This is a genomic window from Clostridium sp., assembly GCF_050717545.1.
Lineage (GTDB): Bacteria > Bacillota > Clostridia > Clostridiales > Clostridiaceae > Clostridium_AD.
In genome coordinates, this window is the sequence record NZ_JBOITN010000030.1 from 47,637 (window position 1) to 72,762 (window position 25,126).

At 28.8% G+C, this 25,126-nt stretch carries 25 protein-coding genes; 9 read left to right on the top strand and 16 right to left on the bottom strand.

The features are described 5' to 3' along the window. Nucleotides 1-24 precede the first annotated feature (24 nt). The 3 genes from ACREVX_RS08060 to ACREVX_RS08070 form a co-directional block, all read right to left on the bottom strand. Nucleotides 25-1,539 carry a YncE family protein gene (locus ACREVX_RS08060; protein ID WP_431543663.1) on the bottom strand — a complete coding sequence of 505 codons (1,515 nt, stop codon included), beginning with the start codon at nucleotides 1,537-1,539 and terminating at the stop codon, nucleotides 25-27. Between the two features lie 100 nt (nucleotides 1,540-1,639). Continuing rightward, nucleotides 1,640-1,912, bottom strand: a complete 273-nt coding sequence (locus ACREVX_RS08065; RefSeq protein WP_431543664.1) for a putative Se/S carrier-like protein — start codon at nucleotides 1,910-1,912, stop codon at nucleotides 1,640-1,642. A 93-nt stretch (nucleotides 1,913-2,005) separates the two neighbouring features. Continuing rightward, nucleotides 2,006-3,541, bottom strand: coding sequence for a coiled-coil domain-containing protein (locus ACREVX_RS08070; protein WP_431543665.1), 1,536 nt, complete (start codon nucleotides 3,539-3,541; stop codon nucleotides 2,006-2,008). 241 nt (nucleotides 3,542-3,782) lie between these two features. Between ACREVX_RS08070 and ACREVX_RS08075 the strand changes: the two genes are divergently transcribed. From ACREVX_RS08075 to ACREVX_RS08085, 3 genes are all read left to right on the top strand, one after another. Next, nucleotides 3,783-4,544 carry a hypothetical protein gene (locus ACREVX_RS08075; protein WP_431543666.1) on the top strand — a complete coding sequence of 254 codons (762 nt, stop codon included), beginning with the start codon at nucleotides 3,783-3,785 and terminating at the stop codon, nucleotides 4,542-4,544. A 181-nt stretch (nucleotides 4,545-4,725) separates the two neighbouring features. After that, nucleotides 4,726-5,484, top strand: a complete 759-nt coding sequence (locus ACREVX_RS08080) for a hypothetical protein (protein WP_431543667.1) — start codon at nucleotides 4,726-4,728, stop codon at nucleotides 5,482-5,484. A 153-nt stretch (nucleotides 5,485-5,637) separates the two neighbouring features. Continuing rightward, the gene (locus ACREVX_RS08085; protein ID WP_431543668.1) at nucleotides 5,638-6,174 is read left to right on the top strand and encodes a DUF4489 domain-containing protein; all 537 of its coding nucleotides are present in this window, start codon (nucleotides 5,638-5,640) and stop codon (nucleotides 6,172-6,174) included. Nucleotides 6,175-6,202: 28 nt separating this feature from the next. Here the strand turns inward: ACREVX_RS08085 and ACREVX_RS08090 are convergent, their stop codons facing one another. The 3 genes from ACREVX_RS08090 to ACREVX_RS08100 form a co-directional block, all read right to left on the bottom strand. After that, the gene (locus tag ACREVX_RS08090) at nucleotides 6,203-7,351 is read right to left on the bottom strand and encodes an aminotransferase class V-fold PLP-dependent enzyme (RefSeq protein ID WP_431543669.1); all 1,149 of its coding nucleotides are present in this window, start codon (nucleotides 7,349-7,351) and stop codon (nucleotides 6,203-6,205) included. 214 nt (nucleotides 7,352-7,565) lie between these two features. After that, nucleotides 7,566-7,724, bottom strand: coding sequence for a hypothetical protein (locus tag ACREVX_RS08095; RefSeq protein ID WP_431543670.1), 159 nt, complete (start codon nucleotides 7,722-7,724; stop codon nucleotides 7,566-7,568). Nucleotides 7,725-7,956: 232 nt separating this feature from the next. Further along, nucleotides 7,957-8,586 carry a hypothetical protein gene (locus ACREVX_RS08100; protein WP_431543671.1) on the bottom strand — a complete coding sequence of 210 codons (630 nt, stop codon included), beginning with the start codon at nucleotides 8,584-8,586 and terminating at the stop codon, nucleotides 7,957-7,959. A 264-nt stretch (nucleotides 8,587-8,850) separates the two neighbouring features. Here ACREVX_RS08100 and ACREVX_RS08105 point away from each other — a divergent pair, with 264 nt between their 5' ends. Then, nucleotides 8,851-9,066: a YwbE family protein gene (locus ACREVX_RS08105; RefSeq protein WP_431543672.1), complete on the top strand. Its 216-nt coding sequence runs from the start codon at nucleotides 8,851-8,853 to the stop codon at nucleotides 9,064-9,066. 644 nt (nucleotides 9,067-9,710) lie between these two features. Further along, nucleotides 9,711-9,893, top strand: a complete 183-nt coding sequence (locus tag ACREVX_RS08110) for a hypothetical protein (RefSeq protein ID WP_431543673.1) — start codon at nucleotides 9,711-9,713, stop codon at nucleotides 9,891-9,893. Nucleotides 9,894-10,055: 162 nt separating this feature from the next. Here ACREVX_RS08110 and pulA (ACREVX_RS08115) read toward each other — a convergent pair whose 3' ends face one another. Then, the gene (pulA, locus tag ACREVX_RS08115) at nucleotides 10,056-11,945 is read right to left on the bottom strand and encodes a type I pullulanase (RefSeq protein ID WP_431543674.1); all 1,890 of its coding nucleotides are present in this window, start codon (nucleotides 11,943-11,945) and stop codon (nucleotides 10,056-10,058) included. Nucleotides 11,946-12,187: 242 nt separating this feature from the next. Here pulA (ACREVX_RS08115) and ACREVX_RS08120 point away from each other — a divergent pair, with 242 nt between their 5' ends. Then, on the top strand, nucleotides 12,188-12,775 hold the full coding sequence (locus ACREVX_RS08120) for a protein kinase (RefSeq protein ID WP_431543675.1): 588 nt from the start codon (nucleotides 12,188-12,190) through the stop codon (nucleotides 12,773-12,775). Between the two features lie 123 nt (nucleotides 12,776-12,898). On the opposite strand, the gene ACREVX_RS08125 is transcribed toward ACREVX_RS08120, so the two are convergent. Continuing rightward, nucleotides 12,899-13,381, bottom strand: coding sequence for a PIN domain-containing protein (locus ACREVX_RS08125; protein WP_431543676.1), 483 nt, complete (start codon nucleotides 13,379-13,381; stop codon nucleotides 12,899-12,901). A gap of 274 nt (nucleotides 13,382-13,655) precedes the next feature. Between ACREVX_RS08125 and ACREVX_RS08130 the strand changes: the two genes are divergently transcribed. Continuing rightward, nucleotides 13,656-13,841 (top strand): hypothetical protein, encoded by a 186-nt coding sequence (locus tag ACREVX_RS08130; RefSeq protein WP_431543770.1) that lies wholly within the window; start codon nucleotides 13,656-13,658, stop codon nucleotides 13,839-13,841. 50 nt (nucleotides 13,842-13,891) lie between these two features. Here the strand turns inward: ACREVX_RS08130 and ACREVX_RS08135 are convergent, their stop codons facing one another. After that, the gene (locus ACREVX_RS08135; RefSeq protein WP_500861855.1) at nucleotides 13,892-15,922 is read right to left on the bottom strand and encodes a YgiQ family radical SAM protein; all 2,031 of its coding nucleotides are present in this window, start codon (nucleotides 15,920-15,922) and stop codon (nucleotides 13,892-13,894) included. A gap of 210 nt (nucleotides 15,923-16,132) precedes the next feature. Between ACREVX_RS08135 and ACREVX_RS08140 the strand changes: the two genes are divergently transcribed. Both ACREVX_RS08140 and ACREVX_RS08145 read left to right on the top strand, forming a co-directional pair. Then, nucleotides 16,133-16,522 carry a hypothetical protein gene (locus ACREVX_RS08140; RefSeq protein ID WP_431543677.1) on the top strand — a complete coding sequence of 130 codons (390 nt, stop codon included), beginning with the start codon at nucleotides 16,133-16,135 and terminating at the stop codon, nucleotides 16,520-16,522. A 199-nt stretch (nucleotides 16,523-16,721) separates the two neighbouring features. Then, the gene (locus tag ACREVX_RS08145; RefSeq protein ID WP_431543678.1) at nucleotides 16,722-17,957 is read left to right on the top strand and encodes an MFS transporter; all 1,236 of its coding nucleotides are present in this window, start codon (nucleotides 16,722-16,724) and stop codon (nucleotides 17,955-17,957) included. A gap of 55 nt (nucleotides 17,958-18,012) precedes the next feature. Here the strand turns inward: ACREVX_RS08145 and ACREVX_RS08150 are convergent, their stop codons facing one another. The 7 genes from ACREVX_RS08150 to deoD form a co-directional block, all read right to left on the bottom strand. Further along, a complete protein-coding gene (locus tag ACREVX_RS08150; protein WP_431543679.1) occupies nucleotides 18,013-18,327 on the bottom strand; it encodes a hypothetical protein in 315 nt (104 codons plus the stop codon). 40 nt (nucleotides 18,328-18,367) lie between these two features. Then, nucleotides 18,368-19,324: an ROK family protein gene (locus ACREVX_RS08155; protein ID WP_431543680.1), complete on the bottom strand. Its 957-nt coding sequence runs from the start codon at nucleotides 19,322-19,324 to the stop codon at nucleotides 18,368-18,370. 89 nt (nucleotides 19,325-19,413) lie between these two features. Then, a complete protein-coding gene (locus ACREVX_RS08160; protein WP_431543681.1) occupies nucleotides 19,414-19,737 on the bottom strand; it encodes a hypothetical protein in 324 nt (107 codons plus the stop codon). A gap of 128 nt (nucleotides 19,738-19,865) precedes the next feature. After that, nucleotides 19,866-20,810 (bottom strand): TRM11 family SAM-dependent methyltransferase, encoded by a 945-nt coding sequence (locus ACREVX_RS08165; protein ID WP_431543682.1) that lies wholly within the window; start codon nucleotides 20,808-20,810, stop codon nucleotides 19,866-19,868. Between the two features lie 150 nt (nucleotides 20,811-20,960). Then, complete coding sequence (gene pulA / locus ACREVX_RS08170) at nucleotides 20,961-23,696, bottom strand: type I pullulanase (RefSeq protein ID WP_431543683.1); 2,736 nt, start codon at nucleotides 23,694-23,696, stop codon at nucleotides 20,961-20,963. A 257-nt stretch (nucleotides 23,697-23,953) separates the two neighbouring features. Then, entirely contained in the window at nucleotides 23,954-24,181 is a 228-nt protein-coding gene (locus ACREVX_RS08175) for a TIGR04540 family protein (RefSeq protein WP_431543684.1), read from the bottom strand. A gap of 21 nt (nucleotides 24,182-24,202) precedes the next feature. Continuing rightward, nucleotides 24,203-24,916, bottom strand: a complete 714-nt coding sequence (deoD, locus tag ACREVX_RS08180; protein WP_431543685.1) for a purine-nucleoside phosphorylase — start codon at nucleotides 24,914-24,916, stop codon at nucleotides 24,203-24,205. Nucleotides 24,917-25,126: the final 210 nt, after the last annotated feature.

Below are 25,126 nucleotides of genomic sequence, written 5' to 3' on the forward strand. Positions count from 1 at the left end.
CTTCATTTCTTATAATCAATTGTTTTAAACCGGAAAATTTTTCTCGTCTAAAAAAATAGAACCCTCAAAACCTTTAAATACTTCAAAGTCTTCACCACAACTATCATAAGGTTTCTTTAAACTTGGGATAGATATTTCATCATCACCTATTATCTTAAGTTCCATAAAAGTTGTGACACCAAATTTAATAGTATTGTCAAGTATACTAGGGTCAGAAATAAGTTTAGTAGTTGTTTTTATCTTAAGGTTAAATTCGCTTAAATCGCGTTCTTTTGGGATATCTACAAAAGTATCTATGGGTTTTTCAAAAAATCCATAGATACTAAAAAAATTATTATTTTGAAGATAATCAATTAAATAATTAACTCTTAAAATAAATTTTATAGTTGATAATCCGGATTCACTAGATATGGAACTCCTTAATTCAGAATTTTGTACAATAATACCAGGTTCAAATTTTATTCTTTCTAGAATATAAGGTGAGGTTAAGTCATTTGGCAAATTTATATTGATTATAGGAAAATTAATACTTTCATTGTAAAATGCGAATATTTTTTTCGCTATTATAGTTATTTCCTCATTGCATGATTGTAAACTAGGTTTTGCAACTGTCGGAACATATGTATCAGCGAGGCTCAGTGAAATAACATCATATGGTTGACTATTTAGATTATTCATCAAAATTGAACCTATTAAACAATTTAACTTTAAATCTATTATATCAATGCTACCATAATCTTCACTGCTTTTATTTACAACCAAAAGCTTAGTGTTGTCATCAGTTATAAAAAGTCTAACAGGTTCCGTTTTTGATGTAAGTATATAATTATATGCTTTATTAGTCTTAATATTGATTAAATCTATTCTGTTTAATCCTTGATTTGCTGCATATAAAATATTTTTGTCTAACATCATATTAGCTATAAACGATCCTTTTGGTAGAATTAAATTAGTAATAATTTTTAGATTGATATCTATTTTTAAAATATTATGTTGCATTGAAACATAAACAGTTTTATCGTCTTTAGAGACTATTAGATAAGTTGAATTAACACCTAAATTTTCAAAAGAATTTATAAGATTATAACTTTCTGTGTTATAGATTCTTAATTCTTTTAGTAATGTATCTAATATATATAATTTAGAAGAATCTTTATTTAGTTTCATATCAATAATTGCTGAAAATCCTTTGATTTGACCTAATAATATGTTTAGATCAACATCATAGATATCAATCTGAGAGGTATTTGAAACATATATTCTTTTGCGTTTGTTATCTATTATAATATTTCCATTGTTTGGAATTATTTTTCTTTCAACTTTGTAATTATTGCAATTAACTAGTGAAACAGTATTACTCACATCACAAGCAACTGCAATAGTATTATCATCTTTCAAAGCTAATTTAAATGGTCTTTTCCCAATAGGAATATCTTTTAATATAGTATTACAAAGTCCATCAATAATAGTTAGGGTTTCAGTTTTAACATTTGAAACAATATACAAACTTTTTCTAATAAATTTATCTATTTTAATCACACCCTTTCCCCTTCATAATAAAAAATATGCTTAAACTATAGAAAATATGCTTAAAAAAAACAAAGGATTTGGAAATACCAAATCCTAAGAAAGTATGTGGTTATAGCTTAAGCTTTTCGTAGTTATCGAATTTACCTTTCTTAATAATTTTATATACTCCTTTTGGTTTTAAACTAATTTTTAAAATTTCATCATTAACAATATCCATATCTATTTGTTTAAATTTAATTGATAGACTACAACCATAGTATATTTTTGTTGGTGTTGATATTAATTCAACATAACAAGATTTTTTTAGAAGCCTATTGTACAAAAGTGTTGCAGTATTACGACCTGGGTAAACAACTAAATATTCATTTTCTTCTACTATCACGATTCTGTGCATCTCCCTTATTGATAATAAATATCATATAATCTGCAAATTACTGGACAATCTATTATATGAAAATATCTTTTAATGTGTTATCTACCTTTCAGGTCTTTTTTTGAAAATTCTATCTACTATACCTATGTTTTTTTCGTATCTTAAATCTTGTCTTAATCCCTCTTTTTCGCTAGCTAGTTGCTGTAATTTATTTTGTAATTCGTTTACAACGTTACTTTTGGTTATTTTCTGCTCATTTAATCCCTCGTTTTCATTGCTAAGTTGTAAAGATTTATTCTTTAATTCATTAATAAATATATTTGTAGATACCTTTTCAATTTCCATTACTTTTAATTTTTTTATAGAGTTCTGTTGTATTTCAGTTATTATGTTTAATTTTTCTTCAGCTTTTTTCTTTGCATTTGTGAGTTTAAATAAATTGTCATCAAATTCCTCTATAATACTTATTTTTTGTTGATACTTCATTTGTAAATCTATTAGTTCTTTTTGTAAATTTATATTAGTTTTTTGTAGTAATAAAAGTTCTTCTTGAATATCTATTTTATTTGTTTGAAAATCATAATCCAATTCAGCTTTTGAATTTATCATATTAGTTTTTTGAGAGTCAATTGAACTATCACTATTTTTGTAGTTAGGTAATAATAAACTTATTTCAGGAGGAATAGTTCCGAGAATATATTTACAATTTATAATATTTTTTTTGTCGCTTATGGATAAGTATTTATATATTGAAATTTCATTATCTAATTTACTATTATCTTGACTTGGTTGGCTCCAATGTTTACTATATGAAGATGTGAAAATATTTTTACCCTGAGTCCACATTGCCCAGAGGACTCCACTAATTTCTGTTAATAAATAGTTAGTTGGTTCATCGTAGCTTTCATGGATTTTAAAGCTTTTCATTTTTCCATCAGGATCAATTATTACATGTTCTATAAAATATAAAGAACCTTCTTTAGATACATTCATTATATTTATTTTATTTAAATGTATTAATGTGCAAAAATTAACGTTAGTACCGATAATACCATATAATCTTTTTGGTGGACTCCAGTTATTATTTTTAAACAATGTAAATTTTATTACTGATTCATCTTTTTCAGGGTTAATGAATACTAAGTATAAATTATTGTCTTCTAACTTGTGAACCTGGTAATGACAGAAAACATCTTTTGAAAATGTTATGGTATCAATTGTATTAAATAAATTCACTTCCTTGTTTAAGCACAAATGTATTAAAGAACATTTGAATTTATTTATATTACTATTGCTAATGAAAAATATATGCATTAGGTTTTTGATTGTAATTACAGTTAATTCAGTCATTTCATACTCTTTATTTTCAAAAGAATAAATTGTTTTTCCGAACCATTTATTGTTTACCCATTCACAATACTTTAGATCGCTAGTATTAACACTATATAAAATATAAATTTTATTATCAATATCTAAATTCACTACAAAATCTAAAACTTTATCGTCAATTTTGATCTCTTTAGTCCATTTATCTTCACTGTACATTATACTGTACATTAATTCCTTGCTATCATTTATATAAAACCTCCATATATGATCTTCATTATCATAGAATAAACACGGACTACATATTTTCATATCACTCATCTCCTTATAGAAATTATATTTTCATATAAAGTAATATATAACCAAATAGTTAATATTTGAGCGCATATATTAAGTACCTGCATAATATAATATTGGATAATTTTTAAATTGACATTTATGGCTACCTGTTTCAATAAACAATGTTATAACTCACAACTTATAGCCCCGTGAATAAAGTAATATAGAGAACACATTTATATGTGTTTCACCTTAGATAAAAGGAGGATAATATATGTCTATTACTCATGATGAGTTTATTCCAAGACCCGGTACAGTTAACAAACAAGGACATCTTCCTGACCCATCTGAACTGGTTTGCGTTGAACTTCCAAAAGTTTTTGACCAGTGTTTGATTAAAAGATGCCTAGTTTATAATTATGGACCCAGTACTGTAAACACAGATGCAAATTTAAGAAGTAGCACGCTTATTAATCCAAGAGCATTTATAGGGTGCAAGGATTTTAAATTAGAACTTATATCAGTAGAAAAAATTTCGCTTAAGAAAAATCCTGATTACAAAAAAATAATAATTTGTTTTGTAATTTCATTTTATGCTGATTATATAGATTGCAATGATAAAACAAAATGTGAATATTATGAAATTAATCGTAAAGAAGTTATATCGGAACTCTACTGCCCTAATTCAATAGCACAAATAGCTTCTACCTTTACATGTGTTGACAACAAATATGAAGATTCTGGTATTGTAAAACTTGAAATGGTAGCTGATTGTTTAGAAGGAAATTTAGGCGAAAATGATGATGGTGAAAGTGTTTTAGATATAACTTTAGGATTCCATCTTATTGTAAAATGCGAATTAATTGTTCAATTATTAATTCCTGCATATGGGTATTGTCCAGTCCCTTGGGAATGTGAAGATGATGCTGATGAAGATCCTTGTATAAGATTTAATCGGACCCCAGCTCCAAAATTCTTTCCAGATCAAAAACTTAAACCTTTGTTTGATAATGATATTGGCGATGATTATGTGTAATTAGTTTAATAATAGATGAAAAAGGCTTTAAAAAGGGCCTTTTTTTAATCCTAAATAAACACTTAAAAAATATTTATGTAAATTTTAAAATATAATAATCACACTTTGTATGCAACTACATACTATAAAACAGAGAACACGAATTTGAAGTGTATCACTTAACATAAAAGGAGGATAATATATGTCTATTACTCGTAATGAGTTTATTGCAAGACCTGGTGTAGTTAACAAACAAGGGCACCTACCTGATCCAGCCGAACTAGTTTGCGTTGAACTTCCAAAAGTTTTTGATCAATGTTTAATTAAAAGATGCTTAGTTTATGCTTGTGGTGAAGATACTGTAGATACGGATGAAGAATTAAGAAGTAATCCCCTTAAAGATCCAAGAATATTTACTGGATGCAGGGATTATAATTTAAAGCTTATTTCAGTAGAGAAAATCCCACTAAAGAATAATTCTAGTTATAAAAAAGTAATAGTTTGCTTTAGAATTTCATTTTATGCAGATTATATAGATTGTGATGGAGAGACAAAATGTGAATTTTATGAAATTAATCGTACAGAAGTTATATCAAAATTGTATTGCCCAGATTCAATAGCCCAAATATCTGTTAGTTCTATTTCTGGTAAAGCCAGAGATCTTGATTCTGAAATTATAAAACTAGAATTGGTGGCAGAATGTTTAGATGGAGATTTATGCAAAGATCATTGTGGTGATAGTGTTTTGGATATTACTTTGGGATTCCATCTTATTGTAAAATGTGAATTAATTGTTCAACTATTAATTCCAGCATATGGTTATTGCCCAGTTCCTAGTGAATGTGAAGATGAAATTGAAGTGGATGCTTGTGATAAATTTAATAGTTCTCCAGTTCCAAAATTCTTCCCAGATCAAAAGCTTATACCTTTGTTTGATGATGAAGGTGAAGATGAAGAATAAGTAAAGTCAAAAAAATTTCTAATAAGCAGAACATTTATAGGGCTAAATCATATAGTGTATTATAAGAATTCTAAAGTATCCTACTTATGTAAAAAGTACATTTAGAATTCTTTTTACAAAATATTATGATTAAAATTTAGGAGGAATAAATATATGAATTCAATGTCAAAAGGTTTTCATGATGAAAAAGAGTGTGGCTGTAGAAGAGAAGAAGGTACTAAAGTTTTATTAAAATGTAAGGTTGGAAATCCTGCAATAGTAACAGTTACAGGAGCTGCTATTCCTGCCGCTGCAGTGACTACTCAACTTGCTAAAGTTGTATTAAATGTAGAACATTTTCATGACCCTTGCATTAAGTTTGAATTTGCAACCAACTTAGTAGCTACAGTTGGTACAGCAATTGTAGATGTTAGCTTCCAACTATATAAACTTTGTAAAGGTGAAACTATTCCAGAGGCTATTGGAAATCCATGGGTATACCCTGTACCTGGCGTATTAACTGATATAATTAGTTTCATAGTTTGTGATTGTGGTTGTGATAATGATTGTGATTGTTATAATGATTGTTGTTCTTATTATGTAGCAGCAATTACTTCTACAACTGATATCGTTACTGCAGATAGCACAACTTTGGTTTTTAACAATTCAACGCTTTCGGCTTTAGTTATAGAAAATAAAAAATCTTGCTAAATAAAACTATAATATATAAGTAAAGGCCCTATAATAAGGGCCTTTTTTCATGTATATCTTTTAATGCTATAATAATTTTTTCCATATCTTCTAAACTGTTAAAATATCCTGGACTTATTCTAACTGTACCGCTTAGGTTTGTACCAATTATTTGATGTATTAAAGGTGCACAGTGAAAACCTGTTCTCACTGCAATCTCTTTTTTATTTAAGAGATACCCTACTTCAGACACATCTACATTGTCTAAAGTTAAAGAAACTACAGATCCTCTATTTTTATAATCAGTGCCTCCGTAAATTTTAATATAAGATAATTTACACAATTCTTTTATTAAATATTCCACTAACATAATTTCATGTTTTCTTATGTTTTCTATTCCTATTTTTCTAATATACTTTATGCCCGCGCATAGTCCTGCTATTCCTGGTGTATTTAATGTTCCACTTTCAAATCTATCAGGTAAAAAATCTGGTTGCTTCATAGACATGGACTCACTTCCCGTTCCTCCTTGAATAAATGAATCTAATTCTATAGCGTCGCTTATATATAAGCCTCCTGTCCCCTGAGGTCCATACAATCCTTTATGACCTGGAAATGCTAATAAGTCAATATTGTCACATGTTACATCGATTGGTATAACTCCTGCGCTCTGAGATGCGTCAACCATGAAGATTATACCCGCTTCTTTTGCAAGCTTGCCTATAGCTCTTATGTCTTGAACAGTTCCTAATACATTTGAAGTATGGTTTATTATAATTGCTTTAGTGTTTTTACGAATCTCTTTTTTTATATTATTAATATTTAAATATCCATTTTCATCAACATTAAGGAGAGTGAGTGTTATTCCTCTTTCACTTAGATAATTTAGTGGTCTTAGAACTGAGTTATGTTCAATTACAGTGCTAATCACATGGTCTCCTGGTTTTAATATCCCCTTGATTCCTATATTCAGCGCCTGAGTAGCGTTACATGTGAAAATAATATTTAGTAAATTAGGAATGTTGAAAAATTCACTTAGTTCCTGCCTAGTATCCATAATTTTAGATGAAGCCTCAATTGCCATGTCATGAGATCCTCTTCCAGGATTAGCAGCATAATTTCCCATGCACCTTAAAACTTCGGAATAAACTGTTAATGGTTTTGGAAAACTAGTGGCAGCGTTATCAAGATATATCATAAAATCCTCCTATTTTGCATATAGTATTTTGTTCTTTATATAATATAAATACTATAATATTCATGATAGTATGCTTAATAAATTATATAATCTTTTTCGCTAGTATATAAAAAAATATAAAAAAATAAACTCCCTAATACGAAGCTCATCTTTTTACATTATTAATTTCTTTTATAAATATATTATTTAATTAATTTTAATCAAATAAAAATGTCTATCTATCAAATAAACCGCCTGTTTTTTTAGTACTTCTTGCTGCTTTCTTTTGTTTTCCAATTGATTTATCAGGTCTTGACATTCCACTCTGCTCTGCACTTGTCTTTTTCTTTTCCTCAATAATTTTTTTCATCATTTCAATATTACTACTTGACATAAAATTTACCTCCTCTTGCATCAAATCAAGAATGTTAGATATTATAGAAAATATGATTCAATTTATAACTTCTAAATTTTAATTTCTGAGTTCATACTTAACTTGTTGTTTCTCTACTAGTCAGTTTAACTTAAATCTATTGAAATTTCAATATAAAACTTAAAATAATAGTTGTTTCTTATCAAAATGACTAATAAATGTGAATAATTTCTATAAATTTGATGAAAAACAATTAATGAGTAATAATATCTAATTTAATAAGTACATTTTTATACCCCAGTTTTATAATTTCGTTATTATATAGATCTTCATATGTTACTATGTCAATATTAAAATCTAATGCTTTTGAAAAATTGATTCCATAAAGTTTTTTTATAAATATTATGTAGTCTTCTTTAATTAAGCTACTATGTTTTTCATCATAATGATACCCTTTTGTATCATTATTTAATTTTTCTATAATACCATATAATTGATAAATATAGCTCATTTCTTTTAAACTAAATTCTTTTGATAAAGCTACAATCGCCTGTGCATAATTAGAATTCATAGGTATTGGATAAATACCTATTTTATTTTCAGCGTTAAATTCCTTTAACATTCTAATACTTTGATATAAGGTGGTGCATATATCTAATTGAATTATAGTTGCATACTCACTAATTCTTAAACTATTAAGTTGATCCTGGTATTGCCTGTTAGCTTTTTCAGTTTTACTTTGTGTATCTAACACCTTGCCGGTAGAATTTTTATTTATTAGCCAACTGAAAATACCACCTAATATGGCACCAATTATTATAGAAACAGATGATATAATTGGATTTAATAGATTGGTAGGTATGAATGATAAGGATTCTAACATCACAATCTCTCCTTTGTAAAAAAGTATTTTATATTATATAATTTCCATTAAGATTTAATTTATTCTTAAATTATGTTCTTTCTTGTAGAAGTAGATGAATTGATTTTTGAGGCGTAATTTAAATATATTTTGACAAAACTATGGTAAGTGGGGTATTGTTTATATAGAAATCAATTTGTATTTATATAAATTTTCTACAAATATGATTATACCAAAGATTAGAACGAGTTTTAAAGTAATTTTATTGAAGGAGACTATAAGAGCATGAATACGCAGACAGGAAAAGAAGGACAGATAAGAAGTAATATTCCTATAGGTACAACAGTTGACGTTGTATTAAAAAAAGACCAAAGAACAACTAAGTTAACTCGTGGCATTGTAAAGAGATTATTAACTAATTCAGCAGTGCACCCAAGGGGTATTAAAGTTATGCTTGAAGATGGTCAGGTAGGCAGAGTTCAAGCCATTATATCAAAATAGGGATTTATAGATTTAAATTAAAAGCCAACCTATCATTATATCAGATATCTAATGATAGGTTGGTTTTGTATTTAATTTATATAGGACAATTTATATAGTTCTTATGCGAAATAAAAAAACATTGCATTATTAATTTAGATGATGTATAATAAAAGAGTTATCTAGTGAAAACAAAATCTTAGCAAAACTATTTGCTAATCATCGAAAAATCGGATCATTAAACGCTTGACAAAAGAGTATACATGAATTTTTTAAATCCAATTCTTAAATTCTTACCCTCTTCAATTTAAAACTTCTAATGAACCCCTTATAAAATTTTATTAAATTACGTATTGATAACGCTTATAAATCATATCAAGAGAGCTAAACAATTATATTTGTTCTGGCACTTGTAGACAACTAAGGAGGTGTTTATATGACAAAATACCAATCATTTGAAATTACTGAAGATGTAATCAATGAATGTTTAGAATGTTTAGACTAATACTAAAAAGCAAATCTATCACTATCAATGACCTAGTGAAGGTTTCTTTTTTTTGTTCAAATAATTAACATAAAATTATATTGTTATAAATAGAGGAAATCTCCTTTTAGTATAGAATATATATTATTAGGACAATGTTATTTGAAAAGGAGTGTTTATAATGTTAACGATTTCTTTTATTAGTGGTGAAACACAACTATTTGATTTGAAACAATCTGAAGCTGACCTATTTAAAAGTTGGTTTTACAATTTTGAAAACTCTAGACCTCATGAACTTAATACTATGGGAAAAAAATATTTATTTAACAAAAAAGCAATTGCATATATCGAAATAGAGTCTTAGGCATTGTTGATAGATCAAAAACAAATGTTTTGGCAATTAATAAGTAAAAATAAAAAAACTGCATCTTAAAAGATGCAGTTTTTCTATTTTATTTAACTATATATCTTAAATATATCCTCTAAATTTATGAATCTTTAGAGTTGAGTGTAGTCTACCTATATGTTATTTACATAATATATAGGTAGAGAGAGGTGGTATAGTTAACTCGGGAGTACACGTTTTAGTTCCTATACTTACACCTAATTTATTGACTTCATGTTCATTGGCTAATATTTTCCATTTATCACCATCTGGTAAAGTTAACTTTATATCGTTTTTGTTACAATTATGGATTATAAGTAGTTTACTATAATCATTAGAAAACGTTGAGGTTAACGTGTAAGCCACAGAGTTACACGGCATATCAAGGAATGTTAATGAATTTATTACTTCACTTGCATTGTCTAATGTCATAACCTTTTGGCTTTTTCTTAAATCTATTAAACCCTTAATATATTCATAAGTTTCTGAGAACTCAGATTTTCTATCCCATCGTATTTCATTAATAATGTCACCAGCGTTGTAACTATTATGGTTACCTTGTTTAGTTCTTAGTATTTCTGTTCCACCTTGCAAAAAAGGTACTCCCTGTGATGTAAGGATTATAGCTAAGGATAGCCTGCTCATTTTTTCTCTTTCATCAGGTGTATTATAAGGATTGCTTTTTTCAAATTTATCATACAAACATAAATTATCATGAGAACTTACATAGTTTATGCTTTCCCCAGGTGTATTCGTGAAATTTTTTATATCATTACTATATTTTATTCCACCCACAATACCTTTCTTAACTTCTAGTTCAAAACCTGATCCACCATTAACCAATCCCACCCCATTGCCGTCATTATCACCCTTTATTGCGTTTCTTAGATCATCATTAAATAAGGATATTTGCATGCCCTTTTGACTACCTTTACGTAGTTGTATGTCATATGGTATTGAAGATGGTCCACCGGTCCACGGTTCACCATAAATAATTATATTTGGGTTAATAATTTTAGCCTGCTTTTCCACTTCTTTCATAGTATCAAGATCATGAAGTGACATCAGATCGAACCTAAACCCATCTATTTTGTATTCACTCGCCCAGAATTTAATGCTGTCTACTATAAATTTTCTAACCATTGGCCTCTCTGAGGCTGTCTCATTTCCACAACCCGAACCATTAGTATAGTTTCCTTTATCATCAGTTCTATAATAATATCCTGGCACCAATATATCCATTGGTGAGTTTTTTATAGTAAAAGTGTGATTGTAAACAACATCCATAATTACACTAATCCCATTTTCATGTAAAGTTTGAATCATAGTTTTAAACTCTTTTATTCTAACAGTTCCATTACGCGCATCTGTAGCATAAGAACCCTCTAGAACATTAAATAAATATGGATCATATCCAAAATTATAGCCACTATCAAGTTCATCTACGCTTGCAAAATCATAAACAGGAAGTAAATGAATATGAGTTATCCCTAGATCTTTAAGATGGTCTAGTCCTGTAGCAACTCCTGCAGGGGTTTTAGTGTTTTTTTCAGTAAAACCTAAATACTTTCCTTTATTTTTAATTCCTGAATCTGCTGACACCGAAAAATCCCTAACATGAATTTCGTAAATTACAGATTCTGTTCTATTAATTGGGTTTGGTTTTTTATGGTTTTCCCAATTTTCAGGGTTCAAAGAATTAAAATCAACAATCATACCCTTACTACCATTAGCGCTTGAACCTTTAGTATAAATATCTGGGGTTTCATTTTCTATTCCATTATTTAATACTAAATAGTTATAATATTTATTTTTAAAATCGCCATCGAGTGCAACCACCCAAACTCCTTTTTCAGACCTTACCATTTCATATTTTTTTCCAGAATCATCATTAAAAGTTTCATACACTATTACCGTGATTTTTTCCACAGTAGGTGCCCATACTTTAAATGTTGTATTACGTGAAGTATAGACTGCACCTAGATCGTTTCCACTGTATATATTTTCTTGATTTTCTAATTCTTTTACCATTATTAAATATCTCTCCTTAAAAATATATTATAACTGTGTATATATTCCATATTATTATATTATTAAACATAATATTAAGCAAGGTTGGTTTTATAACTCACATCATTCGATACAATTATGATATTTTAATTATATATAATTTTCATGTTATTTTACAAAAAATATTTTTATGAATATATAGGAAATACTTACAAGTCTTTATCATATAATATATAGATATCTCTAATAAAGGAGATGAAAATATGAATGATGACAAAAATTATTATATTCAGTTAAATAGTAAGGTTGAAAAAATGCTTAAGACATCAGAATTTCTAGGTTCTGGCCATAATGGAATAGTTTATTTGCTTCCTAACAACCGAGTAATTAAAATATTTAAAAATAAAAAAGTTTGCGAAGGAGAATATAATATCTTCATAAAAACCAGAAAAAGCAAATACTTTCCTAAAGTTTACGAACATGGAGACTACTACATTGTCCGAGATTTTGCAAGTGGCCAGCGGTTGGATAAATACATTAAAAAACATGGTATAAATAAAAAAATATCACTCAACATAATTAAGCTTATTGAGGAGTTTAAGAAACTTAAATTTAATAGATTAGATATTAGGTGTAAAGATTTATACTTAATGGATGATTTTTCGATTAATGTAATCGATCCTAAAAATAATTACTCTAAAAATGTAATTTACCCTAGACATCTAATGAAAGGCCTAAATAATTTAGGAGTTGTAGATGAATTTTTATCAGTAGTTAGTGATGAACGACCTAAAACTTACGAATTGTGGAATACTAGATTTAAACAATATTTAGAAGAAAACATCAAATAAGTATTAGTAGGAAGATTCATAATAAACACCTATTATATTTTTAAATCATTATTACTGTAAGTATATTAAAAATAATATATTAGGCTGCAACCCATTACCAGTGCAGCCTCTTATATTTTTTTGTTAATCTAATACGTTTAATCCTCTTAATTCATCTAAAAATTCTTGAAAACTTAATGCCCTTGAAGAGTTCAATATGATTTTTGCACTTCGAATTAGTTTTTTATCATCAGTTACAAGGATGTAGTTATCATTTTTTTCGCAAATATCAATTAAACTATAGTCATTTATTGAAATTTTATCTCCATGAGTTAGATATATATTCTTATTTTGCTCATATTTAATAAACTCACGACCTAAATATTCTTGGGTAGAACTGGGTTCATCATTAGTAATAATATGTCCTAATAACTTTAAGAATTTATTTGAGAGTACAAAATTTTCATTGAATTTTACGTACTCTTTCACTGATAACTCCCCCGCTATATCTTCAGAAATTTTGAAATCAATAAATTTTATTGATTCTATAGTATCAAGCAAGGTAGGATATTTATTCCACACTTTTATAATTATATTAGTATCCAATAAATACTCTTTACAGATCATCTTCTAATCTCCTTTTAGAAATAAAGCTATATTTGATTTCCAATAAAAAGATATTTAAATTATAAGTTTTATTTATATTATATTCATAAATAGCTAAATGGTTAACTATTATTGATTTGTTATTATTATCTTGATTAATATAAATAATACATTTATAATTTAAATAGTAATATATAATATGTTAGTGAGATTATAAAATGACAAATTAATAGTGTCATAAATCATTCAAGATAGAAAAGGAGGAGTAGCTGCTATGCAGCTAATTGATGAAACTATGGAAGTACATGTATTTTTAAAAGGTAATAAAAAAGCTGTTATTTATAAAGGCGACAGAATTGATGTTTTAGATTTTGAAATGAATAAAATAAAATATAAGCAAATTAGATATTTTAGAAAGGGTATCAGTAAAAGCGAGCTTGTAGAACTAGAAAGTATAAATAAAATTGTTACAATAGATTGATAACAAATACCTGCATCCTTGAATCGGATGTAGGTATTTGTTATAACTAACTATTGTCTTTTTTTGAGTTTTGACTTGTTTTTGTTAAGACCTTTAGTTCCATGATTTGTCCTACTTTGGTTTCTTACAGGTTTATTTTTATCTTTAAGTTTTTTACCTATAGGTGTATTTTTAGTTTTGCTTTTAATGTTATCTACTTTAACTTTATTTCCTTTATCTTTATTTGAAGAATTTGATTCTCTTGACTTCCCACCTGTATTGCTAAATTTAGGCTTATTCTTATTTGCCCTAGCTTTTATTAGACACTTAGGACCAATACCTATAAGATCCTCTCTTCCAGCCTGTGTTAACGCTTGTAATACTAAATCGTATTTCATAGGATCTTTGTATTGAAGAAGTGCTCTTTGCATAGCTTTTTCATTTTTAGTTTTAGGAATATGAACTTCATCAAGGGTTATTGGATCAAACCCAGTATAAAACATTGTTGTAGACAGCGTACCTGGTGTTGGATAAAAATCTTGAACCTGTTCTGGTTGATAATTTATATCTCTAAGGTATTCCGCTAGCTCTATTGATGATTCTAGTGTGCACCCCGGGTGACTAGACATAAAATAAGGAATAACGTATTGCTTCTTACCTATTTTATCAGTTGCTTTATAAAATTTTTCTAAAAATTTATTATAAGTTTTTCCAGCTGGTTTACCCATATATTTCAAAACTTTATGAGCAACATGTTCTGGTGCAACCTTAAGCTGTCCACTAACATGATGTTTAATAAGTTCATTTAAGAAAGTATCATCTTTATCTGCCATAATATAATCATAACGTAGTCCAGACCGTACAAAAACTTTTTTAATATTTGGAAGTTCCCTTAATTTCCTTAGTAATTTTAAATATTCCATATGATCAATATCTAAATTTTTACACGGACTTGGATGCAGACATTGTCTATCCTTGCAAGCACCTACTTTTAATTGTTTATCACATGCGGGCTTTCTAAAGTTAGCTGTAGGGCCTCCTACATCATGAATATATCCTTTAAAATCCTTAAGTTTTGTGATTTGAATTGCTTCTTCAATTAATGAATCTTCACTTCTACTTTGAACAATTCTTCCTTGATGAAAAGTTATTGCGCAAAAAGCGCAACTTCCAAAACATCCTCTTGAACTTACTAAACTAAACTGAATTTCCTCTATAGCAGGTATTCCACCCAAAGCTTCGTAACTAGGGTGATAATTTTTTTGATATGGCAAACCATAGACCTTATCTAATTCCTCTCGCGTTAATGGCATTTCTGGTTTGTTTTGTACAAGATATTTATTAGCATGCTTTTGAATAATACCAATTCCTCTAATTGGATCTTGCTCATCATATTGTATTTTGAAGGCTTCTGAATATTTATGTACGTCTCTACACACTTCTTTATAAGTTCCTATTTCAATGTATCCATATATATTTGCAATATCATCAGCTACATAACATGTGCCAAGTACATGTGTAATATTTTTTATATCTACGCCTTCATTTAATTGATTAGCAATATTAACGACTTGCTTTTCGCCCATGCCATATATTAATAAATCTGCACCGCTATCAATAAGCATTGATTTTCTTACCTTATCACTCCAATAATCATAATGTGCAAATCGTCTTAAACTTGCTTCTATGCCACCAATAATAATGGGTACATTTTTATAAGCCTCCCTAAGTCTATTGCAATAAACAATAGTAGCTCTATCAGGCCTAAGTCCCACTTTTGCACCTGGGGAATACAAATCTTTTTCTCTCATTCTCTTACTTACAGTATAATGATTAACCATGGAATCCATATTTCCAGAATTAACGAGGAATCCGAGTCTTGGTTTTGCTAATTTTTTAAAGTCATCTAAACTTTTCCAATCTGGTTGAGCGATTATTCCCACTTTATAGCCTGCGTCTTCTAGAACTCTTGAAATAATTGCAGTTCCGAAACTATGGTGATCTACATATGCATCTCCAGTAACTATTATAAAATCTAATTCAGTCCAACCTCTATTTATAACGTCTTCCATGCTAATAGGCAAATATTTATTATCTTTAATTACGAACACCTTCTTTTGATTTAATCCTAAATTTCAATATATAATTCAGAATATAATTATATCATTGTTTGTGGTTTAATTCTTTGGAAATATCAAATTTGAGTATTCTAAAATATTAATAACATTTATTATGAACTTGCGTATTATAATATATAATGTTTTTTTGCAAGCGTACTATACTTTGTTTCTAATAGAAAAAGGAGGCGTTTCATGAAAAATTCAATGAAATATTTAGAAAATAATAATAATAATGATTACAGCGAAGAAGCAGTAACAAGTAATAGCGGAAATATTAATCAAGCTTTTAAAATAGATATTCATGATGGTAAGGGCTTTTATGAAACTGGAATCAACAACACTTTTTGGTCAAATCTTATTATTACAGCTAAAATTTATCAACCTCAAAATGGAATTTGGAGAATTAGGATTAAAGATAAAGCAAGAAATAATTTAGTAGTTTACGATAACCTTAATGTTGAACATGACAAAGAAATTTCGTTTAATTATAAAACAGGATTAAAAGTAAATCTTATAATAGAAGCTATTTGGTCACAACCTAAAGACACAATTTTAATAGCTGAAATATCTATTAAATATTAAAGGACTATACAGAACTATACAGGTAGTATTTAAATATAATTTTTATAATATCTCCATAATTAATATCTATTATTTTTTTTACTTATTAGTGTTGTAATTAATTGTACATAATTAATTAAAGAATTCATATTTTTAATTGAATTCTATAATTTTTTATAATATACTAAGTTGAGCTAAAATTAAGGGGGATATATGGGTTATGGAGAATAAGGAAAAACTTAATGACAATAGCATAGTAAAAAAACAAAGGATAAAAATAAAATTATTAAATTTACATGATAAATTTAATAATGATAGAGATTTTAAGTTATTTTTAATTGTAGGTCTATTTACAGGAATAGCAACTGGTATAAACACAACTGTGTTTAATAACTTTTTAAGCGATACATATAAATTAACAGCAGCTACCAGAGGTATTGTAGAATTCCCTCGTGAACTACCAGGAGCTCTAATAGTTATAGTATTAGGAATACTATCATTTTTAGGTGATACTAAAATAGCGATAGTGGGAATGCTCTTTGCGGCTCTAGGAATGATAGGTATAGGAATGTTTTCACCAACTTTTGCAACTATGCTTATATGGATGATGTTACTTAGCCTTGGTACACACATTTTTATGCCTTTATCTGCTGGTATTGGTATGAATCTTTCTCAAAATGAAAATTATGGTGCAAGACTTGGCAGGTATAGTGCATATAACCTAGTTGCTACTATTATTGGTTATGCAATTGTAGGATTCGGATTTAAATACTTTAATCTCACCTATCAGATAGCATTTGTGATAGCCTCAGTTTTTTATATTTTTGCAGCATTTTTCCTTGGAATCATGAAGTCTAAAAAACCTAAGACAAGAAAAGTAACTATTATTTTCAGAAAAAAATATACTCTGTATTACTGCCTTAGTGTAGTCAATGGTGCAAGAAAGCAGATTTTTTTAACATTTGCACCCTGGGTACTTATCCAGGTTTATCATGTTGATCCACCTACATTTGCTATATTAGGATTGATAATTGCTGTACTAAGCATCTTTACAAGAACAATTGTTGGCAATGCTATAGATATAAAGGGTGAAAGATTTGTGCTTTCACTCGAAGCAATGGTTCTAATAGTGATATGTGTTGGTTATTCATTTGCGGCGGATTTAGTTCCACCAAGTATTGCAGTGATTGTTATTGCAGCATGCTATATTTTAGATAATTCCTTAAGTGTAGTGGAAATGGCAAGATCTACATATATAAAAAAGATTGCAATATGTCCAGAAGACGTTATACCAACCTTGTCAGCAGGTACAAGCTTTGATCATGTGATTGCTATGTCAATACCTTTTGTAGGAGGTATATTATGGGCAACTATGGGATATAAATATGTTTTCATTGTAGCAGCATTCATAGCGGTTATTAACTTGTATTTGTCTTTGAAAATAAAAATAGATTAATAATTAACCAAAAATAAAAACATTAAACCTTAACGGTTTAATGTTTTTATTTTAGTTATACTTGTTCATTAACTTTCTCGAGCAAAACAAGAAAATCTTCTTGATTCTTTCGCTCAAGGTAAGTATCTATTAGCGACTGTGTTGTTAATTTGCTAAAACCTTTATATCCATTGTCCAATATATCAGTCAAAACATTCATGAAATAATCTTTGCTCTTATCAATATCCTTAAGCATTTTATGAGAAATATCTTTTATTAATTCCTCTTTGATAGTTTCTCGCAACTTTTCGGTGTATTCCCTCATAAAAACTTGTGTTTCTTCAGGGTATGCTGAAAAATCTCCTGACATTATATCTTGAATTTGCATCATCTCAACTCCTGTGTGATTCCATTTCTAAATATATTTTTCATTAATTTACATCTCCATGTTTTGCAATCATTGCAGCCCCAATTATTCCTGCTTTATTTCCGAGTTTTGCTAAAACGATTTTGCTTATAGGTAAATCTTCGTAATATTTGTTTGCATTCACTTCTTTTATAACCTTATCCAAAAGATATTGGCCTGCACCTGCAACCCCACCACCTAATGATATTATCTCTGGATCAATGAAATTTATTATGTTAATTATGCCTATACTTAAATATTTTACTAATCTGTCAACAGCTAAATTTGCTATTTTATCGCTTTCTCTAGCAGAATCAAATATGATTTTTGCATCTATATTATTGATAGTCCCTTTAGCTTTTTCTAGTATTATGGTATCTTCATTCATGTCATTTATTAATTTTTTTGTGTGTTTTATTATGGCAGTAGATGAAGCAAATGTTTCTAAGCAACCATTTCTCCCACAATTACAATTATAAAAATTTTCACCAATGACTATATGTCCAAGTTCAGAACCTACCCCATTAAACCCACTGTACACTTCTCCATTTAAAATTATTCCACCACCTATTCCTGTTCCTAATGTAAGCATTAGTCCGCTCTTACAATTCTTCATTGAACCACTCTCATATTCAGCAAGCGCAGCTACAGTGGCATCATTATCTATGTAAATTGGTTTATGAAGTGCTTTTTCTAACATTTCTCTTAAAGGTACGTTTCTCCATCCGAGATTTACGCAAAATATTACATTTCCATTCTCATCAGCTAAACCCGGAATACCTATGCCTATTGCTTTTATTTCTTTAAGTTGTACATTAGATTCATCTAAAATATTTAAAACTAGAGCTATCATATCTTCTATTACCTCATGAGGCTCGCGTTCTTTTTTTGTTTCACATGATTTTTCAAATTTTATGGTTCCAGTCTCATCTACAATTCCAACCGCAATATTAGTGCCTCCTAAATCAATACCTATATACATATACTTCTTCCTTTCATAGCCAATGCTACCTTTTAGTTGTTTAATAATTACTTAGGTTCTTTTTTTTCGGTTTGTATTTTGAATTATTTTTATTTTCTATGATACTTATAATAAGCAATAACTTCTACATCTTCACCAGTTTTAGCATCAACATAACTTAAAATAACTCCGTTTTGGCTCATTAATTCAGAGCACTGTAAATTTTCCATTGGATGTGTGAAAATAATGTTATCTTCGTTTTGAATGTTAACTTGATTATCAATAATTTTTATTACGCAACTTTTCCCTATAATAGATTCACCATATTGAGTTGGGTCTCTAGTTGTGATATATCGAACTTCAAAATTATCAATTCTCCTAAGTCTAGCATCATTTTCCTTATTTTGTTTTACCTTTTTTCTACTAAAAAACATATTATCACCCTATCTTATATAATAACTATATTATACAAGATAATTATCAATAAAAGCAGTTATTATGAATTTTAAATTATTCTACAATAATGTTTAGCAAGTCCTTTCGTATATTTAAACTAAAATTACTAACTACATATGTATATATGCCGTTTGAAGGTTCCTTTAGAGACAGTACATCTATCATCTATACAGAAACCAACAGATGCAATTTGATGCTCCATATCATCAAATGTAATTATTACCATTCTATTTGCTATTTTACGGGTACTATTCATTATAGATAACTGTTGATCAGGTGTAATTTGCGTGAATATACCATAGGGAAGATCAACAATAGCCACGTCAAATTTATCATTCATATCATTCATATCACCAATAGTTATTACATCTTCATATCCAAAATACCGAAGATTTGTTTTAGCATTTTCACCTATATATGGGTTTATTTCATATCCTTTAATATTAATTTTCATAGATATAGCTTCAATTAGCACAGTTCCAATGCCACAACATGGATCAATAACACTACAATTTAAATTGTTACCTACGGCTATATTAACAAGGGCTCTACAAACATTTACTTTTAAAGCATTTGAATATGAAAACGGTTTTTTATTATGAAGTATCCACTGCGAAGTATTGCTTTCACATTCGCCAAATATCCATTTGTTTGCTATTTTTGTTATTCCAAAAATAATGTCTGGTTTTTTCATTTCAGCTTCGCCAAGTATACTAAAACCTATTTTGAATTCAATGCTGCGCCCCTCATGAAAACCCACGCTTTCACCTGTAGCATTAATATAGACTACTTTATAATTTGTGCTGGTTAGCTTGTCCATTTCAATATGTTTTACAATTTGATCTATTGTTTCCCCAGTATACATTATCGAAATACATTTTTTCATAAAGGGGCTTCTAGAAGGATCAACATAAATATCAGAAAACAAATATTTTTCATCAAGTACTTTATTAAAAAGAGACTTTATTTCCATTTTACACAGACTTTCTTCATCTTTAGAATAATTGGTTGTGTATAAATACTTCCTTTCGTTTTGTAGTAAATTAAACATTAAATCATCTCCTGCGGAGCCGCAATATTAACGACTTCAGAAGGAGATTTATACTCCCCCTGAAGTTTTCTATTTGTTAGGGTATGTATCTCCCACTTGTAGAAGTGGGAGACTTTCCTTCTGAAATGTCGTTAAAACACAACCTTTCTATTAAGCTTTCTTATTACGTTTTATAATCATGATTATTATATAAATTCCACTTAAAACTAATATAGCATAAATCCAAAATGGTAACGTTGTAAATATGTTTTGAATCTCATGGTAAACAACAACAGTGCTTAATGCTGGCACTACAAGTGAATTTCCCTTAGACTTTTTTATGGTATCAACACCGGCTTTTTCACCGTTTACTACAATGTTCCAAACACCTTTTTTAGGGAGATTAATGGTTATATCTTCCTTGTTGGCATTAAATGCAACAACAATATCAGCCCAAGTGTCCATATTTGCATTATGCGGCATTTCATACGCTACAACATTTTTAGGAACTTTCAAAAAATTCAAGTTTTTCTTAATCATTTCTGCAGAGGTCATTCTAAAAGCAGGATGTGATTTTCTAAGTGTAATTAAACCTTTAAAATAATTAACTGTGTCAATATTTTCAGCTTGCCTTGACCAATCGATTTTATTTACACTATCAGTAGACTTATACGAGTTATTATCGCCACCTTTAGTTCTCAAAAACTCTTGTCCAGATTGGAAAAATGAAATTCCTTGTGATGTAAGAATCATAGAGTCTGCCATTCTGTGCATTTTTAATCTTACTGCATCATTATCTTTAGGATTTGTTAAAAGAAGTTTATCCCACAATGTGTTATTGTCGTGAGATTCGACATAAGTAACAGATTGTCCAGGCTCCACTTTGTCCCAAGTTTTAATAGTACTTGAATAGTCTATTCCGCCAACTATTCCCTTTTTTATATCTATCTCAGTATTAGTTTTTCCGTTAATAAAACCCTTTGCTTTTGGTTCTAATACACTACCACTTATGGCATTTTTTATAGAAGAATTAAAAAATGCTATTCCACTCATTTTGCTCGCATTTTTCTGAGTTGCTTCTTCATCTTCTGAAAGAGTAGTACCATTATTTGAGTCCGCACCAATAATGATAATAGAGGGATCTAAATTATCTAATTTTTTTCTGATTTCATTCATTGTTTTTATATCAATCAGATCCATAAGATCAAATCTAAATCCGTCTATGTTATATTCTTTTGCCCAATACACAACAGAATCCACAATGAACTTCCTAGCCATTGCATTTTCACTAGCTATAGTATTACCATAACCGCTTTCGTTTGAGTCTGTGCCATCTTCATTGTATCTATAGTAATATCCAGGAACTAATTTATTTAAATTAGAATTATAGCTGCTGAACGTTTGGCTATAGACTACGTCCATGTTTACTCTAAGACCATTATCGTGAAGAGATTGTACTGCTTGTTTTAATTCATTAACTCTCGAAAGAGGATTACTAGGATTTGTTGAATAGCTTCCTTCTGGTGAATTAAAGTTTTTTGGGTTATAACCCCAGTTATATTGTGGCTTACTTCTAAGCTCATTAACGCTGGCATAATCAAAAATTGGCATAAGTTCAACATGAGATATCCCTAGCGATTTTATGTAATCTATTCCTGTCTGATTGCCAGAAGCTCCAGTCGTTCCATTCTCAGTAAGGGCTAAGAATTTACCTTTGCTGTACATACCGCTATTTTCATCTATAGAAAAATCTCTTACATGTAGTTCGTAAATAATTGCATCATTTAAATTTGAAAAAGTAGGTTTTTTACTGGGCTTCCAGCCCACAGGATCCGTTTTTTTTAGGTCAATTACAGCTCCTTTGTTACCATTTACAGATACGGAACGAGCATAGGGATCTACAGCTTCACGCCAAATCCCACCAATATTAACTTTATAGGTATAAAATATACCGTTCTGATCTCCATTTAATTCAATAGTCCATGTACCTTTTTCACTTTTTTTCATACTGGATTCTATACCGATTTTATCATCCCATTTTGTGTAGGTTACAAGTTTTACCTCAGTTGCGGTTGGTGCCCACACTCTAAAACTTGTTTTACTCGTGGAATATGTATTTCCTAAATCGCTTGCTTCATAATAAAACATTTTTTCAAAACCAGCGCTTCCCATTACATCACCAAGTATTATTTCCTTTTCCATAAAACCGTTTTTTGAGACTGTAAGTTTTTGTCCCAAATCAACATTTTCACTAAGTTCTATCTTGGCTGTGGTTGTAAGACCATTCGTAACTTCATCACTCGTTATATCTTTTATTTTTAATTTAACACCATTTGACTTTACTTCAATGGACTCATTATCCTTTGAGATGAGTGAGAATGATAAATTTGTTTTAATGGTTACTATATTCAAATCATCCAACTTTGCAACTTTAATTTCACCAGTTATATCTAAATTGTTTTGGTCATTTAACATACCTGTAGTAGATGCTTGTGCAGCAGAGGTGTATACCTTAGAGTCACCTTCTTTAAGCCAAATCTCTCCAACACCATTGTTAAAATCTTCAATAATTCTATTTTCACCAGTGTCCTTATCACCTTTACTCGTACAAATTGCAAACCCTACTTTATCAAATTGACCATCTAATTCTACCTCACAGACCTTACCAAATGCATCCTTTGTTATAAAATCGACTTGTTTTCCATCGCTTTCACCAGCCCAAAATAATACATTCCATTTCATTCCACTGCTTGAACTTTTAGCATAATGAACAATTATCTTTGTCCTACCGTTTACTGCAAATGTACGAACGGTTGGTAATAGAAAAATCAATTCCGTCATAACTAAAATAGTAGCAAAAAAAACAATCACTATCCTAGTTTTATTCTTTTTTATCATAAAATTCATAAATTTCTCCTCTAAAAATATAATTAACTCCCACTTATAGAAGTGGAAGACTTTCCTTCTGAAGTATCGTTAAACATATTTTACCTTAATACAGTATATAATTTTAGCGAGATATATACAAGCAAATTATTATTTAATAAGTGTAGCAATTACGATAAAGTCCTTAAATTTATACACTTTAATTAATAAAAAAACTGTACACATTATTTCAAGTGCACAGTTTTTTTGATTTATCTATAATTATACAATTAATTTTACTATGGTAATAATATCTTTTTGATAACATCCACTCTAGTGTCACCTAATATATTAGATATCTTTAAGGGAACTCTACCCTCTTTAAATAGTCTATCTCCATTTGCATTGAATAAGATGTCTATCTTTCCTTTTAACTTGTCATATGTCATCACATCATCTAAATAAAAATCAACTAAATCCTTTAAACATGTTCCTAGTTCCTTTGGGTCCTTATAAACTTTTCTCATAATATACTCCTTATTACCATTTTATTCAGCCATCTCTAAAGCTATTTTCATCATGTTAGTAAATGCGTTTTGCCTCTCCTGTGAGGTTGTTAATTCATGAGTTGCTAAATTGTCAGAGACTGTTAATAAGCAAGCTGCTTTTTTCCCTAAGACATTTGCATTATGAAATAGAGCAAATGATTCCATTTCTACACAAGTGCAACCATGTTTTTCATAAATGTTTTTATATTCATTAAAATTTTCTCTGTAAAATACATCAGCTGAATGAATTATATTTTTATGAATTTCTATGTTTAAATCTTTTGCAATTTTCTCTAATTTATCATTTAACTCTTGTGATGCTGAAATTGTATCATCTTCACATCCATTTTGAACTTTTGCATAACTGGATTCGCTCCAAGCCTTCGTGCAAAGTATTACATCATATAAATTTAAACTAGGCGTATAAGCACCACACGAACCGATTCGTACAATATTTTCTACGCCATAAAATTTAAATAACTCATATGAGTAGATACCAATACTAGGCATACCCATACCACTTGCCATAACAGAAATTTTTCGACCTTTATATGTACCAGTATATCCAAATATATTTCGTACATTATTAAATTTGCTAACATTTTCTAAAAATGTTTCTGCAATAAATTGAGCGCGTAATGGATCACCAGGCATTAATACTGTTTTTGCGATAATTCCTTCTTCTTTTACTTCAATATGTGCTGTTGGTATCATATTGAAACCTCCTTATATTAAAATTTAGATTAAATAATATAGTAAAAACCAATAACTAATATTATTTATTATTACAACAATTATTATACCAAAATAACATGATAAAAAAATGCCTTATATCAAATTAGTTAATATAGTCTTTTAAATTTGCAAAACAGTTACAATAGTTGATATATTTTTTTGTTTGATCATATATTTTAATTACTTCAG